At 64.1% G+C, this 14,193-nt stretch carries 15 protein-coding genes and 2 tRNA genes; 11 read left to right on the top strand and 6 right to left on the bottom strand.

Annotated elements, in window-relative coordinates:
- Positions 1 to 181 precede the first annotated feature (181 nt).
- The 8 genes from RPPS3_RS20795 to RPPS3_RS20760 all read left to right on the top strand — a co-directional run bounded on the left by RPPS3_RS20795 (position 182) and on the right by RPPS3_RS20760 (position 4,781).
- Positions 182 to 565, top strand: a complete 384-nt coding sequence (locus RPPS3_RS20795) for a phasin (protein ID WP_107345756.1) — start codon at positions 182 to 184, stop codon at positions 563 to 565.
- Between the two features lie 224 nt (positions 566 to 789).
- Entirely contained in the window at positions 790 to 1,221 is a 432-nt protein-coding gene (locus tag RPPS3_RS20790; protein WP_107345755.1) for a phasin, read from the top strand.
- A gap of 175 nt (positions 1,222 to 1,396) precedes the next feature.
- A tRNA-His gene (locus tag RPPS3_RS20785) sits at positions 1,397 to 1,473 on the top strand.
- A gap of 211 nt (positions 1,474 to 1,684) precedes the next feature.
- Positions 1,685 to 2,497: a Flp pilus assembly protein CpaB gene (gene cpaB, locus RPPS3_RS20780; protein WP_107345754.1), complete on the top strand. Its 813-nt coding sequence runs from the start codon at positions 1,685 to 1,687 to the stop codon at positions 2,495 to 2,497.
- Positions 2,498 to 2,717: 220 nt separating this feature from the next.
- Positions 2,718 to 2,948 carry a hypothetical protein gene (locus tag RPPS3_RS20775; RefSeq protein WP_107345753.1) on the top strand — a complete coding sequence of 77 codons (231 nt, stop codon included), beginning with the start codon at positions 2,718 to 2,720 and terminating at the stop codon, positions 2,946 to 2,948.
- Positions 2,949 to 2,957: 9 nt separating this feature from the next.
- On the top strand, positions 2,958 to 3,425 hold the full coding sequence (locus RPPS3_RS20770) for a hypothetical protein (RefSeq protein WP_434006763.1): 468 nt from the start codon (positions 2,958 to 2,960) through the stop codon (positions 3,423 to 3,425).
- Positions 3,426 to 3,518: 93 nt separating this feature from the next.
- Positions 3,519 to 3,896 (top strand): hypothetical protein, encoded by a 378-nt coding sequence (locus RPPS3_RS20765; protein ID WP_107345751.1) that lies wholly within the window; start codon positions 3,519 to 3,521, stop codon positions 3,894 to 3,896.
- Between the two features lie 210 nt (positions 3,897 to 4,106).
- The gene (locus RPPS3_RS20760; RefSeq protein ID WP_107345750.1) at positions 4,107 to 4,781 is read left to right on the top strand and encodes a ParA family protein; all 675 of its coding nucleotides are present in this window, start codon (positions 4,107 to 4,109) and stop codon (positions 4,779 to 4,781) included.
- Between the two features lie 316 nt (positions 4,782 to 5,097).
- Here RPPS3_RS20760 and RPPS3_RS20755 read toward each other — a convergent pair whose 3' ends face one another.
- Complete coding sequence (locus RPPS3_RS20755; RefSeq protein ID WP_012497402.1) at positions 5,098 to 6,021, bottom strand: LysR family transcriptional regulator; 924 nt, start codon at positions 6,019 to 6,021, stop codon at positions 5,098 to 5,100.
- A gap of 8 nt (positions 6,022 to 6,029) precedes the next feature.
- Complete coding sequence (gene trxB / locus RPPS3_RS20750; protein ID WP_107345749.1) at positions 6,030 to 6,995, bottom strand: thioredoxin-disulfide reductase; 966 nt, start codon at positions 6,993 to 6,995, stop codon at positions 6,030 to 6,032.
- Between the two features lie 256 nt (positions 6,996 to 7,251).
- On the opposite strand from trxB, the gene RPPS3_RS20745 reads away from it, so the two are divergent.
- On the top strand, positions 7,252 to 7,734 hold the full coding sequence (locus tag RPPS3_RS20745; RefSeq protein WP_011159609.1) for an Lrp/AsnC family transcriptional regulator: 483 nt from the start codon (positions 7,252 to 7,254) through the stop codon (positions 7,732 to 7,734).
- Positions 7,735 to 7,770: 36 nt separating this feature from the next.
- Here the strand turns inward: RPPS3_RS20745 and RPPS3_RS20740 are convergent, their stop codons facing one another.
- The 4 genes from RPPS3_RS20740 to RPPS3_RS20725 all read right to left on the bottom strand — a co-directional run bounded on the left by RPPS3_RS20740 (position 7,771) and on the right by RPPS3_RS20725 (position 12,641).
- Positions 7,771 to 8,181, bottom strand: coding sequence for a DoxX family protein (locus RPPS3_RS20740; RefSeq protein WP_107345748.1), 411 nt, complete (start codon positions 8,179 to 8,181; stop codon positions 7,771 to 7,773).
- A gap of 181 nt (positions 8,182 to 8,362) precedes the next feature.
- Positions 8,363 to 8,839 carry a transcription elongation factor GreA gene (greA, locus tag RPPS3_RS20735; RefSeq protein WP_011159607.1) on the bottom strand — a complete coding sequence of 159 codons (477 nt, stop codon included), beginning with the start codon at positions 8,837 to 8,839 and terminating at the stop codon, positions 8,363 to 8,365.
- Positions 8,840 to 9,062: 223 nt separating this feature from the next.
- Complete coding sequence (gene carB, locus RPPS3_RS20730; RefSeq protein ID WP_107345747.1) at positions 9,063 to 12,392, bottom strand: carbamoyl-phosphate synthase large subunit; 3,330 nt, start codon at positions 12,390 to 12,392, stop codon at positions 9,063 to 9,065.
- 174 nt (positions 12,393 to 12,566) lie between these two features.
- Positions 12,567 to 12,641: transfer RNA gene (locus RPPS3_RS20725), tRNA-OTHER, on the bottom strand.
- Positions 12,642 to 12,952: 311 nt separating this feature from the next.
- Here RPPS3_RS20725 and msrA point away from each other — a divergent pair.
- Together msrA and msrB are read left to right on the top strand one after the other, a co-directional pair.
- Positions 12,953 to 13,663: a peptide-methionine (S)-S-oxide reductase MsrA gene (msrA, locus tag RPPS3_RS20720; RefSeq protein ID WP_107345746.1), complete on the top strand. Its 711-nt coding sequence runs from the start codon at positions 12,953 to 12,955 to the stop codon at positions 13,661 to 13,663.
- Positions 13,664 to 13,692: 29 nt separating this feature from the next.
- Entirely contained in the window at positions 13,693 to 14,109 is a 417-nt protein-coding gene (msrB, locus tag RPPS3_RS20715; RefSeq protein ID WP_107345745.1) for a peptide-methionine (R)-S-oxide reductase MsrB, read from the top strand.
- Positions 14,110 to 14,193: the final 84 nt, after the last annotated feature.

Raw genomic sequence — 14,193 nt, 5'->3', positions numbered from 1 at the left:
ACCTTAATTTGGCCACGCCTGAGGACCTGGAAAGCCCTGATCGCGTTGGAAGGTTGCAAAACCATGACGATCGGTCACGATGCGCTAGTCGACATCCGCCGGTCACACCGGCGATGCGATAGGTCGGTAAGGTCTTCGGCGCCGGGTCGAGCAGCGGCGTAACAGGCGGAAGGAGCTGACGATGGATCAGGAAGAGCGTGATCGGTTCGAGATTCCCAAGGAAATGCGCTCGATGGCCGAGGCTGGGTTCGATCAGGCCCGCAAGGCGTTCGAGCACATGCTGTCCAGCGCCCAGCAGACTGCCGCCACCATCGAAGATCGCGGCGCCGCCGCCCGGGCCAATGCCAAAGAGATCACCGGCCGCGCCGTCAGCTTCGCCGAGCGCAACGTTCATGCGGCGCTCGACTACGCCCAGCAGCTTGTCCACGCCAAGGACCTCGGCGACGTGATGCGGGTGCACACCGAATACGTTCAGTCGCAGATGAAAGCGCTCGCCGAGCAGGCCAGCGAGCTCGGCCAGGTCGTCACCAAGGCGGCTCAGGACGTGGCCAAGCCGAAGAGCTGAGCCTTTACGTCCTAATCGGCCCGGCGGGGCACCGGCCCCGCCCACCACGCCCATGGCGCGAAATGTGGCAGTGCAATGCAATTTTATGTTGCATTGCACAATTTCTGTGGTATTTTGTGACGAATGGACGGCCTAGGTCGTCCCGGCTCGGCGTCCAGCCTGAAGATTGCGCAGGCCGCTCGCGCGGGTCACTTCGATTTGCCCCACCAGCGAAGGATGCCCCTATGGCCGACTCGAGCGATCCGTTTTCCACCGTGATGCCGTTCCAGCTTCCGGAGCAGGTCCGCGCCTTCGCCGAAAAGGGCGTGTCGCAGGCCCGCGAAAGCTACGCCAAGCTGAAGGACGTCGCCGAGACCCAGAACGGCACCATCGAGGCGGTGTTCACCTCGGCCAGCAAGGGCGCGACCGACTATTCGACCAAGGTGTTCGACTTCGTGAAGACCAACACCAGCGCCAGCTTCGACTTCGCGCAGAGCCTGATCGGCGCCAAGACCCTGCCGGACATGATGGAATTGTGGACGTCCCACGCCAAGAAGCAGATCGAGACGCTGACCGCGCAGACCAAAGAGCTCACCGAGCTGACCCAGAAGGTCGCCGCCGAGACGGTCGAGCCGATCAAGGCCAACGCCTCGAAGATCTTCAAGCCCGCCGCCTGATCCGGCCCGGTTTTCAACGTTTTCAGGGCCCGGGCCATGCGCCCGGGCTTTGTCGTCGGAAGGTTGTTGTCGACAGTACCCCCGACATTGGTTTTGCAGCCGAACACGGTCTTGCCAAAGCGCGGCGTTGCACCTAGTTTCCGCCCGTTCGCGGGCCACCTCGGCCGCGCCGGATGCAGTTGTAGCTCAGTTGGTTAGAGCGCCTGTCTGTGGAACAGGAGGTCGGTGGTTCGAGCCCACCCAACTGTACCACTCCTAAAATCCCTCTTTTCAGATCGATCAGCCGCCCAGCCGCCGACAAAGCGTCGAGCGGACCAAGATCGCGTGCGCAGGCCCGTGGCTATGCGGCACTCCCATAATACCGTTTCGGGGAGATTCATCGTATTCACCTTAACTCTATCTTGATGCGCCTCGACCTAAGATTGCGACAAGTTGCGTTGAGTTTAGTAACCGGAGTTTGCGGATGCGCCTGAGTAAGCCGCGCATTGTCGTTTTGGGCATTGCTCTCGCCGCCGGCGCTGCTGCCGCGTTCCTGGCGAGCAGTTCGGACTCGGAGCGACCCCGTCAGGTCGCGGAGCCGATTCCCCAGCTCCAGACCGTCGATGTTCTCGTCGCGAAATCGAATATCGCGCTTGGACAACTCGTCACCCCTTCGGATGTCCGGTGGCAGAGCTGGCCGGCCGACAGCGCCAGCGAGCACTTCCTCCGCCGCGACAAGATGCCCAACACCGAAGCGTTTCTGGCCGGGACAATCGCGCGCTCGCCGTTCGTTGCCGGCGAGCCGATCCGCGAAGTCAAACTGGTGAAGCCCAATGGCTCCGGCTTCATGGCGGCGATCCTGCCGACCGGCATGCGCGCCGTCTCGACGGAGATTTCGCCGGAAACCAGCGCCGGCGGCTTCATTCTTCCCAACGACAAAGTCGACGTGATCCTGACCAAGCGTGACAAAAGCTCCGACATTCCCGGCGCTAAGGACACGGTGACGTCGACGACGATCCTGACGAATGTGCGCGTGCTCGCGATCGACCAGCTGCCCAAGGAGCGGGAAGGGCAGAACAACGTGATCGGCAAGACGGCGACTCTCGAGCTCACAGGCGATCAAGCCGAGGTGCTGACGCGGGCCCGGCAGTCCGGCACGCTGTCGCTCGCGCTGCGCAGCATCGCGGACGCCCGGCTTGTGGCCGAGGCATCGGACCAAGGCGACAAGCAGATCACGATATACAAAGGCACGGACAAAGAGCTCTACAGCTGCGCGCCTCTCTGCGAACGCCGATAGCCTTCCAAGAACCCCCACGAGGCGGTGAGTCTAGCAAGGTGGACCGTCCCGCCTTGCCGGCGCTACGCGGCGACTGAATAGCCCAAAACCACCTGCCGAGATCGTCCCCCTGCCGGCCGCTTGCTGAGCGGGCGGCCGCCATCGCGTTATGGCATTCCGTTCGGAACGGAATGGCGGACGGTCACGTTGCTTGAAGCGAAACAAAGCGTGGGGAGCCGGCATGACCGACCGGGAATTGAGCGATCAGGCGGTCGCCGTGTTGGTGGATGTGGCCCGGACAGCCGGCCGTGACCTCAATGCGGGCCAGCGTCTCGAACTCGACCGGCTGGTTTCGGATGGCCTGGTGGCCGTCAGTCATTCCGGCGATCCGGCCGGGAAGCGTCATTATCGTCTGACCGTGGCAGGTCAAAGCGCCTTGGACCAGCGCGGCGTCGGCGCCAACGAAGCTTAGCGTCCAGCCTTGTCGCGCAACGCCGGCTCGCGCGCTGCTTGCGAATTCCTCGCGCCTCACGCACACTCCGCCAATCAGCCAAATAATAACAAGGCGGCCGAACGCCTGCGGGGAAACGTCAGCACAGCAGGGGGGCCATCCATGATCTCGAACCATTCGATCTCGCCGCGCGTCGTTCGTCGTCATGGTCTTGTTCTGGCCGCCAGCTTTGGTCTGTCACTGATTGCAGGTTCAGCGCTGGCCTACACCGCCGAGCAGCAGCAGGCGTGTACGGGCGACGCGATGCGGTTGTGCGGTGCGTTCGTTCCGGACGTCGACCGGATCACCGTCTGCATGGTGCAGAACAAAGCGCAGCTCACACCCGCCTGCCGCGCACACTTCGGGCCGACGCCGGTGGCGATGCAGACAAACGAGGCCGTGCGCCGCAAACCAACCAGCCTCAAGCCCCGCAAACCTCACAAGCGCGAGCGGCAGTAACTGACAAAGCCTCCGCGGTTCCGGGATCCGCGCGACAGCTTGCCGCGTTGGTGCCGAAATCGACGCGCATATCTCGCGCCTGAGGAGAGCTTTGTGACAGAGATCGATCACCGCGCCGAACTCGACCGCCATCTGCAGTGGTTCGAGTCCAAGCTACCACCCCGGCCGGCGCATTTCGTCGGCTGGCTGCGGCGGCCGTCATCAAAGTACGTTCGGCTGCCCCTCGGCGTCGCCCTGGTTGGCGGCGGCATGCTGAGCTTCCTGCCTGTCCTGGGCTTATGGATGCTGCCGCTCGGCATGGTGCTGATCGCCCAGGACGTGCCGGCGCTGGAGAAGCCGACCGCACGGACGCTGAACTGGATCGAGCGCAAATGGCTGGAGCGGCAACGCGGCCGCGGTGCGGATACTAAGCCGTTCAGTGCTGATCAGCAGACGGCGGGCTCTGATACATCCGCCAAGACCGCGGCCTGATCAGCAGCGCTGTCATCAAGCCGCTATTCAAAAACCGTCTTCGGGACTCAATGAGGGCCTGTGCGCGGCGTCAATCCCGGAACTGGTGTGACTCAAAAACCAGCCGGTCGCTACAATCTGGCGAGGCGATGATCACTGCCTGCAATTTTATCTTTCACGAATCAACGAGCTGATTCACTTTGCCGCCAAGGTCAATCGGGAGGCCAAGGTATGAACGTCATCGTTTTTGCTTCGCGTAAAGGCGGCTCGGGAAAAAGTACCCTGGCTGCTCACTTGGCTGCACAGGTTCACAAAGCCTCGCGTCCGTGTCTGCTGATCGATGCCGATCCGCAGGGCTCGCTGACGCTGTGGCACAAACTTCGCGGTACCAACGAGCCGCCGCTGCGGACCGCAACGCGGTCGATCACCGACATCGTGGCCGCCGCTAAGCGCGATGGCATCGAATGGATCTTCGTTGATACGCCGCCGAACCTGTCTGCGGTGGTCGACGATGCGATCCGCAACGCCACGATGGTGATCATTCCGGCGCGGCCCGGCGTGTTCGACGTCAACGCGGTGCAGGATACGATCCAGACCTGCCGCTCGCACCGCAAGCCCTACGCGGTGGTGCTCAACGGCGCCCCGGCGCTGCGTGACGAGGTCGAAAGCCGGATCGTCACCATCGCGCGCGATGCGCTGGCCAAGTTCAAGGCTCCGGTCTGGGGTGGGCAGATCACCAATCGTGCCGATCTTCTGATGGCGCTCGGTGAAGGCCAGGGCGCCCGCGAATACGCCGCCGAAGGCCGCGCGGCTTACGAGATCAGCCGGCTATGGGCGGCGATCGAACGCTCGGTGAAGGCGATCCGCGGGGCCGGAAATTCCGGCATGCACAAGCAAGCGGCCTGATCGCAAACCAACACGACTGCAGCGCGCGGCCACCCGCGCGTTTTTTCATGAGTTGTTGCGACCGATCGCCGCGTGCGCGCGGCCAGATGATTGCGCAGAAAAAAACCGGGCCCACGAAGAGCCCGGTCTAAGGTCTTTGGCCTGATAGGCCGACACAATCACCTTCCAAGAGGGATAGCTGAGCCGCCGCGCCACTGGAGGAGGGGGACTTGATGCAGCGCGACCCCTCAACGTGAGAACGATTTGATCCGCGATCCGGCGGCCCGGCAAGCGGGCCCCCCGCATGTCAGACATGCGGAGCCCCGGGAGCGACAAATCAGCCCGGCCAGCGTTGCGCCTTGTTGACCACGAAGTCGCGGAACACCTGCACCCGCGCCACGGTCTTCAATTCTTCCGGATAGACGAAGTACGTGTCGAGCTGGATTGAATCTTCCTCGCCGAACAACTGCACGAGCCGGTTGGTGTCCTCGATCAGGTAATCCGGCAGCGCCGCGATGCCGAGGCCCTGCTGGCAGGCGCGCACCAGGCCGAGGATGTTGTTGACCTTGAAGTAGGGCTCGCGCGGACCCATGCCGTTGCGCCCGGCTTCGATCAGCCAACTCCGGTTCTGCAGATGCGGCGGCACCTGGCTGTCGCTCAGCATGATCAGCCGGTGATTGTCGAGATCCTCCAGCGTCCGCGGCGTGCCGAAGTTCTTGATGTACTCCGGCGAGCAATAGGCGTGGAAGCCGATCGAGAACAGCTTGCGCTGGATCAGATCGGGTTGGGTCGGCTTGCGGGTGCGGATCGCGACGTCGGCCTCGCGCATCGACAGGTCGAGCTCTTCGTCGGTGACGATCAGCGAGATCCGGATCTCGGGATACAGCGCGGTGAATTCACCGAGCCGCGGCACCAGCCAGTGAATGCCAAGCCCCGGCGTCGTGGTGACCTTGAGGTCGCCGCTCGGCCGCTCGCGGCTGTCGGTGAGCTTGGCGCGTGCGGCCTGCAACTGCATGAACACGTCATGCGCGGTGCGGAACAGCAGATCGCCCTGTTCGGTGAGGATCAGGCCGCGGGCGTGGCGGTGAAACAGCGACACCGAGAGCTCTTGCTCCAATGCGCTGACCTGCCGCGACACCGCCGACTGCGACAGCCCGAGCTGCTCGCCGGCATGGGTGAAACTCCCCGCTTCGGCAGCGGCGTGAAAGACCTTCAGCTTATCCCAGTCCATATCGGTGAACCCGTCGCGGTGTCGCGCCATCCAGAGAGTTATTCGGCCGCTTGGCGGTCGCCGGCGCGCAGCGCCAGGAAGCGTTCGGCTTCGAGAGCCGCCATGCAGCCCATTCCGGCTGCGGTGACGGCTTGGCGGTAGGTCTCGTCGGCGACGTCGCCGGCGGCGAACACGCCAGGTACCGAGGTTGCGGTCGAATTCGCCGCGACCTCGACATAACCGGACGGTTTGAGCTTGATCTGGTCTTTGAACAGCTCCGTCGCCGGCGCATGACCGATCGCGATGAACACGCCGTCGGCCTTGACCTCGCTGGTCGTGCCGCTCTTGACGTTCTTCAGGCGCACGTGGGTGACCTTGGTCGGGTTCTCGGCGCCGCAGATCTCATCCACCGCGACGTCCCAGATCACCTTGATCTTCGGATGTTTGAACAGCCGGTCCTGCAGGATGCGTTCGGCCCGGAAGTGATCGCGCCGGTGGACGATGGTGACGCTGGCGGCGAAGTTGGTCAGGAACAGCGCTTCCTCGACCGCGGTGTTGCCGCCGCCGATCACCACGACATCCTTGCCGCGATAGAAGAAGCCGTCGCAGGTCGCGCAGGCCGAGACGCCGAAGCCCTTGTAGGTCTGTTCGGACGGAATACCGAGCCAGCGCGCCTGAGCGCCGGTGGCGAGGATCAGCGTGTCGGCGAGATAGACGTCGCCGCTGTCGCAGGTCAGCCGGAACGGCCGCTGGCCGAGGTCGAGATCGACCACCAGGTCGGTCTTGATCCGGGTGCCGACATGCAGCGCCTGCTTCTCCATCTGCTCCATCAGCCACGGGCCTTGGATCACATCGGCGAAGCCGGGGTAGTTCTCCACGTCGGTGGTGATGGTGAGCTGACCGCCGGGCTGCATGCCCTGGATCAGGATCGGCTCCAGCATCGCGCGAGAGGCGTAAATCGCGGCGGTATAACCGGCGGGCCCGGATCCGATGATCACGACCTTGGCTTGAACCGGACTCGGCATGAATCAGTCCCCGAAACTGAGGGCGGCGCGACGCAGGGAAAGGCCTGGCTGGGGCATCGCCAATGGGCGGAAGATCAGACAGAAGTCTATGTTATTTGGCGAGCTATGCAAGATTTGCAATACCTCCGTGCAGGATTTCCCACCAAGAATAGAAAACGAGCTGTGAGCATCGCGAAATAAAATTACCCAAATTTCGCGGGGTGCGCTAAGAGAGGCTGTTTCTAAGCCGAATCCGCCTTGCGGGAATAGCACCAGCGTGACCAAGAGCCTCGACCAGATCGACCTCAAGATCCTGCAGGAAATTCAGGACGACGGCCGAATCACCAATGTCGAACTGGCCAAACGGGTCGGGATTTCGCCGCCGCCGTGTCTGCGGCGGGTGCGGACGCTGGAGGAAGAGGGCTACATCCTCGGCTATCGCGGGCTCCTCGATCCGGCGCATCTCGGTTTCGACGTCACGGTGTTCGCCTCGGTGCATTTGTCGAGCCAGGCCGAGGCCGACCTGCGCGGGTTTGAGGAATTCGTCCGCAACGAGCCGCTGGTACGCGAGTGCTGGATGCTGTCGGGCGAAGTCGACTTCATCCTGAAATGCGTCGCGCCCGACATGGCGACGTTCCAGAATTTTGTCGCCCATCTCACCGCCGCCCCGCACGTCCGCAACGTCCGCACCTCGCTCGTGCTGCGCAATTCGAAATACGCCGCCGCGGTGCCGCTGGAGTTAAAGGCGGCGACGACCTGAAGCCGCCGCCGCGATCGTTTCAGCGCTGCTGCAGAGTCAGCGATCGCGCCGCAGGATGCGGTCGAGGCTGATCGGTCCGCCGCCCGTCGTCACCAAGTACAAGCACGTGAAGCACATCGCGATCGCCAAGCTGCCGCCGTTCAGGAGCGGCAGCCAGACCGGCGTTGCGCCCTTGAAGACGTGGCCGAGGAAATACGCGAACGCCATCTCGCCCGACAGGATGAAGGCGACCGGGCGGGTGAACAGGCCGAGCATTAGCAGCGCGCCGAGGATCAGCTCCAGGCTGCCCGCCGCGCCATACAGCGAGAACAGCTCGACCTTGGCGAACATCGGCACAGCGGGAAATTTGAACAGCTTGGCCACGCCGTATTGAAACAGCAGCAAACCGGTGATGAAGCGGAGCAGGCTCAGGGCAAACGGCTGCCAACGCGCGAACGACTGATTCATGGACGATCCTGATTCTCGAGGTGGGGCAGTCGCGGCCGAGCAAGAATGCCGCCGACCGTACGGAACCTTGCCGCAACACCATGGCACCAGCGACTGAATTCACCGTGAGCCGCTGGAGTTCGGGCAACAAAAAAGCCGCGGCGAAGCGCGGCTTTTTCGTTTCGTTGGCGGTGTGCGCTGGTCAGCGCCACTCGACCTTGGCGATCTCGTAAGCCTTGGCGCCACCCGGGGCCACGACCTCGACCGAGGAGCCCGCTTTCTTGCCGATCAGCGCCCGTGCCAGCGGCGAGGTGATCGAGATCTTGCCCTTCTTGGCGTCGGCTTCGGCCTCACCGACGATCTGCCACACCGCCTTCTTCTCGGTGTCCTCGTCGATCAAGGTGACGGTGGCGCCGAACTTGACGGTGTCGCCCGACAGCTTGCTGACGTCGATGATGTCCGCGCGCGCCAGCTTGTCCTCAAGCTCGTTGATCCGGCCCTCGTTGTGGGACTGCTCTTCCTTGGCCGCGTGGTATTCGGCGTTTTCCGAGAGGTCGCCATGGGAGCGCGCTTCGGCGATATGTTCGATGATGCGCGGACGGTCCACCGACTGGCGATGCTTCAACTCGTCCGAAAGTGCGGCGTACCCGCTCGCAGTCATCGGTATCTTTTCGACCATCGTCTCTTCATCCTTCAAGAATACGTTGCGGATCGCCGAACCCTGCTCGCCCGCAACGTCGTCGGGTGTTTACGGCGGCGCCGCGCCTGTGCGGCGTCCGAAGTCGGTTCAAAACGGCACCAGAGCTGTCCGGCAAACGCCGGAGAGAACAATTCCAATGCGGGCGGGTTCCCCGGCCTGACGGCCTGTCAGTCGATAGCCGGCCGCTCGGGCCGGGCGACGATCAGCTTTCGGAAAAGTAGCTCTGCAGGGTCCGGACCTCAAGGTCCCCATCCAAATAGGCCCGGATGCCCTTTGCGGCGGCCACCGCGCCCGAAAGAGTGGTGTAATAGGGAACTTTATGCAAGAGGGCAGCGCGCCGCAGTGACCGGCTGTCGGCCAGCGCCTGCGGCCCCTCGGTGGTGTTGAACACCAGTTGCACTTCGCCGTTCATGATGGCGTCGACGATGTGCGGACGGCCTTCCAACACCTTGTTGATCTTCTCCGCCGGCACACCGTGGTCCGCCAGATAGCGCTGGGTCCCGGAGGTGGCGATCACCCTGAAGCCAACCGAGTGCAGCAGCTTCACGGCGTCGAGGATCCGCGCCTTGTCGCTTTCGCGGACCGACACGAACACCGTGCCCTTGCGCGGCACGCGGGTGCCCCCGCCGAGCTGGCTCTTGGCGAAGGCGACCTCGAACGAGCGGTCGAGGCCCATCACTTCGCCGGTCGAGCGCATCTCCGGGCCGAGCACGGTGTCGACACCCGGGAAGCGCGCGAACGGGAACACCGATTCCTTGACGCCGACGTGGTCAAGCGTGCGCTTCTTCAGGCCGAGGTCGGCGATCTTCTCGCCGGCCATGATTCGCGCCGCGAGCTTGGCGACCGGCATGCCGATCACCTTGGCGACGAACGGCACGGTACGGGACGCGCGCGGATTGACCTCCAGCACGTAGATCTCGCCGTCCTTGATGGCGTACTGCACGTTCATCAGGCCGACGACGTCGAGGCCGAGCGCCAGCTCACGGGTCTGGCGTTCCAGCTCGGCGATGGTTTCGGCGCTGAGCGAGTGCGGCGGCAGCGAGCAGGCGGAGTCGCCGGAGTGAATGCCGGCCTCTTCGATGTGCTCCATGATGCCGACGATGAAGGTGTCCTTGCCGTCCGACAGGCAGTCCACGTCGACTTCCGTCGCGTCCGACAGATAGCGGTCGAACAGCAGCGGGTTGGTACCGAGCACGGTGTTGATCTGCCCGGTCTTGTCGTTCGGATAACGTGCCTTGACGTCGCCCGGCACCAGCTCGGGCAGGGTGCCGAGCAGGTAATCGCTGAGCTGATTGTCCTCGCGGATAATCTGCATGGCGCGGCCGCCGAGTACGTAAGACGGACGCACCACCAGCGGCAGGCCGAGTTCGGCCGCGACCAGGCGGGCCTGCTCGACCGAGTAGGCGATGCCGTTCTTCGGCTGCTTTAGCCGCAGCTTGTCGAGGATGCGCTTGAAGCGATCGCGGTCTTCGGCGAGGTCGATCGCGTCCGGGGAGGTGCCCAGGATCGGCACGTCGGCGGCTTCAAGGGCGCGCGCCAGCTTCAGCGGCGTCTGGCCGCCGAACTGCACGATCACGCCGCGCAGCGTGCCGTTGGAGCGCTCGGTGTCGATGATCTCCAGCACGTCTTCGGCCGTCAGCGGCTCGAAATACAGCCGGTCCGCGGTGTCATAGTCGGTCGACACCGTTTCAGGGTTGCAGTTGACCATGATCGATTCGTAGCCGGCGTCATGCAGCGCGAAGCAAGCATGGCAGCAGCAGTAGTCGAACTCGATGCCCTGGCCGATCCGGTTCGGACCGCCGCCGAGGATGATCACCTTCTGCTTGTCCGACGGCCGGCTTTCGTCCGACGCTGGGCCGGCGAACGGCGCCTCGTAGGTCGAGTACATGTAGGCGGTCGGCGAGGCGAACTCCGCCGCGCAGGTGTCGATGCGCTTGAACACCGGGCGGACGCCGAGCGCACGGCGCTTGGCCTTGACCTCGGCCTCGGTGGTGTTGGCGAGCACGGCGAGGCGGGCATCGGAGAAGCCCATTGCTTTCAGGGTTCGCATGCCGAACGCATGATCCGGCAGACCTGAGTCGCGGACCCGGGCTTCCATGTCGACGATGCCGCGGAGCTGCGCCAGGAACCAGGGATCGATCTTGCAGGAGTTGAAGATCTCTTCGTCCGACCAGCCGAGGCGCATCGCCTGCGCGACCTGCAGCAGCCGGCTCGGCGTCGGAGTGCCGAGCGCCGCGCGAATCGCGTTCTTGTCGTCGCCGCGGCCGAGCCCTTCGATCTCGATCTCGTCGAGACCGGTGAGGCCGCTCTCAAGGCCGCGGAGTGCCTTCTGCAGGCTCTCCTGGAAGGTGCGGCCGATTGCCATCACCTCGCCGACCGACTTCATCGCGGTGGTCAGGTTGGCGGAGGCGCCGGGGAATTTCTCGAAGGCGAACCGCGGAATCTTGGTGACGACATAGTCGATCGTCGGCTCGAACGAGGCCGGCGTTGCACCGCCGGTGATGTCGTTGGCGATTTCGTCGAGCGAATAGCCGACCGCCAGCTTGGCGGCGACCTTGGCGATCGGGAAGCCGGTGGCTTTCGACGCCAGCGCCGACGAACGCGACACGCGCGGGTTCATTTCGATCACGACCAGCCGGCCGTCATCCGGGTTGACCGCGAACTGCACGTTGGAGCCGCCGGTTTCGACGCCGATCTCGCGCAGCACCGCCAGCGAGGCGTCGCGCATGATCTGGTATTCTTTGTCGGTGAGCGTCAGCGCCGGCGCGACGGTGATCGAATCGCCGGTGTGCACGCCCATCGGATCGAGATTCTCGATCGAGCAGACGATGATGCAGTTGTCGTGCTTATCGCGCACGACCTCCATCTCGTATTCCTTCCAGCCGAGGATCGATTCTTCGATCAGCACCTCGTTGGTCGGGGAGGCGTCGATGCCGCGTTCGACGATCTCGATGAACTCGGCCTTGGTGTAGGCGATACCGCCGCCGGTGCCGCCCATCGTGAACGACGGCCGGATCAGCGCCGGGAAGCCGATCTCGTCGAGCGCGCGCAGCGCATCGGGCAGGCTCTTCACCTGGCGCGAGTTCGGGGTTTCGAGCCCGATCTTGGTCATCGCCTCGCGGAACCGCTCGCGGTCCTCGGCCTTGTCGATGGCGTCGGCGGTGGCGCCGATCATCTCGACGTCGAACTTTTCCAGCGTCCCGAGCTTGCGCAGAGAAAGCGCGCAGTTCAGCGCGGTCTGGCCGCCCATCGTCGGCAGCAGCGCGAAGCGGCCGGGGATGACGTAGCGCTCCTTCTCGATGATCTTGGCGACGATCTCAGGGGTGATCGGCTCGATATAGGTCGCGTCCGCCAGCTCCGGATCGGTCATGATCGTCGCCGGATTGGAGTTGACCAGGACGACCCGATAGCCCTCCTGCTTCAGCGCCTTGACCGCCTGCGTGCCGGAATAGTCGAATTCGCAGGCCTGGCCGATCACGATGGGACCGGCCCCGATGATGAGGATGGTGGAGATGTCGGTTCGTTTGGGCATCAAATCTCGCTGACGCGGGCGGAAATCGCGGGCACAAAAAAAGGGCGCGCAGTCGCGCGTCCCTCAGGTCTTCAAGCGCCGGGCCGTCCCAGGCGCGCGGGAGGTTCTTAGACCAGTTTCCCGGGCGGCGAAAGGCCTTCGAGTCGCCCGTCAACCGGCAATTACAGCAAGATCTGGAGGCCCAGCCTGGACTTGAACCAGGAAAAAGGGCGTTGCACCGCCCCCGCGTTAATCTTCCGCCACCGGGCCGAGCGCATCTTGGCACTTCACGAAGGGGTGATCCAGCCCGGAGCGCGGCTATCCTTAATGCAATGCGGCCTTTGGGCTTTGGTCATTTAGGAATTGGGGCCGGGCATAGCGGCGTCCGCAGGTTGCGGGCGGCGGCGCGGTGCAAAAGTACCGAACTGTCTGGGGCTCGCGGCTTTGCGGCCCTTCCCTTCTGGTCGAGCTGGCGGTCACGAACTCGTGTCTGCGCCCGCGTAACAGCCCGGCGCGAGCCCCGTATCTTGAGCGCAACAGCCAGGCTGATGGCCTCGGCCTTAACCTCGTGAGGACAGCTCATGCGCGCTCCATTTGGTCGTCTTGCTCTCTGCGCCGCCGTTGTGGGGGCGCTCGCGTGGTCCGCTCTCGGACCGTCTCGGGCGGCCGAGGAGCCAGTGGTGATTCCGCCGCCGCAGCTCGATGCCAAAGAGGGCGGCGGGATTCAGACGGCCGTATTCGCCGGCGGCTGCTTCTGGGGCGTGCAGGGCGTGTTCCAGCATACGGCCGGTGTGGTCAATGCGCTGTCGGGCTATGCCGGCGGTAGCAAGGCGAGCGCGAGCTATCCGCTGGTGTCGACCGGCACGACGGGTCACGCGGAGGCGGTCGAGGTCAAATACGATCCGAAGCGGATCTCCTACGGCAAACTTCTGCAGATCTACTTCTCGGTCGCGCATGATCCGACGCAGCTCGATCGCCAGGGGCCGGACAGCGGGCCACAGTATCGCTCGGCGATCTTCACCACCAGCGACGAGCAGAAGCGGGTCGCCGACGCCTATATCGCGCAGCTCGACGCTGCCAAGGTGTACGGCGCGCCGATCGTCACCAAGATCGGACCGCTGAAGGGCTTTTATGCCGCGGAAGCCTACCACCAGGACTACCTGACGCTGCATCCCAGCCAGCCCTATATTGCGTACAACGACCTGCCGAAGATCGAAGCCCTGAAGAAGCTGTTTCCGACGGAGTATCTCGACAAGCCGACGCTGGTGAGCAGCGTCAAGGCCACCAACTGACGGCGGGGCTCGACGGTTCAGGAGGAGCGATGTCCGACACCAAAACCACCACGCCCGGCAAGGTTCACAAAAGCGAAGCCGAGTGGCGCAAGGAGCTGACGCCGATGCAGTACGCCGTGCTGCGCGAGAAGGCGACCGAGCGGCCGTACACCGGCGAATACGAATACGAGACGCGGCCCGGCACCTATGTGTGCGCCGGCTGCGGTCAGACGCTGTTCGAGTCCGATACCAAGTTTGATTCCGGCTGCGGCTGGCCGAGCTTCACTGCGCCGGCGGCGACGGGCGCGATCGACGAGGAGCGCGACGTCAGCCACGGGATGATCCGCACGGAGGTGCTGTGCTCACGCTGCAGCGGCCATCTCGGCCACGTGTTTCCCGACGGCCCCGGGCCGACCGGGCTGCGCTACTGCATCAATTCGGCGGCGCTGAAGCTCCAGCCGAAATAGCGGGTCGCAATTGGGCACGATCATCAGCGAAGCGGGCGTCCTTGGCGCCCGCTTCTTGTTTGTGCAGTTCACAAAAGCGAAACG

The sequence above is a fragment of the Rhodopseudomonas palustris genome (assembly GCF_003031265.1).
Taxonomy (GTDB): Bacteria; Pseudomonadota; Alphaproteobacteria; order Rhizobiales; family Xanthobacteraceae; genus Rhodopseudomonas; species Rhodopseudomonas palustris_H.
This window is presented reverse-complemented; position numbering and strand designations above follow the sequence as displayed.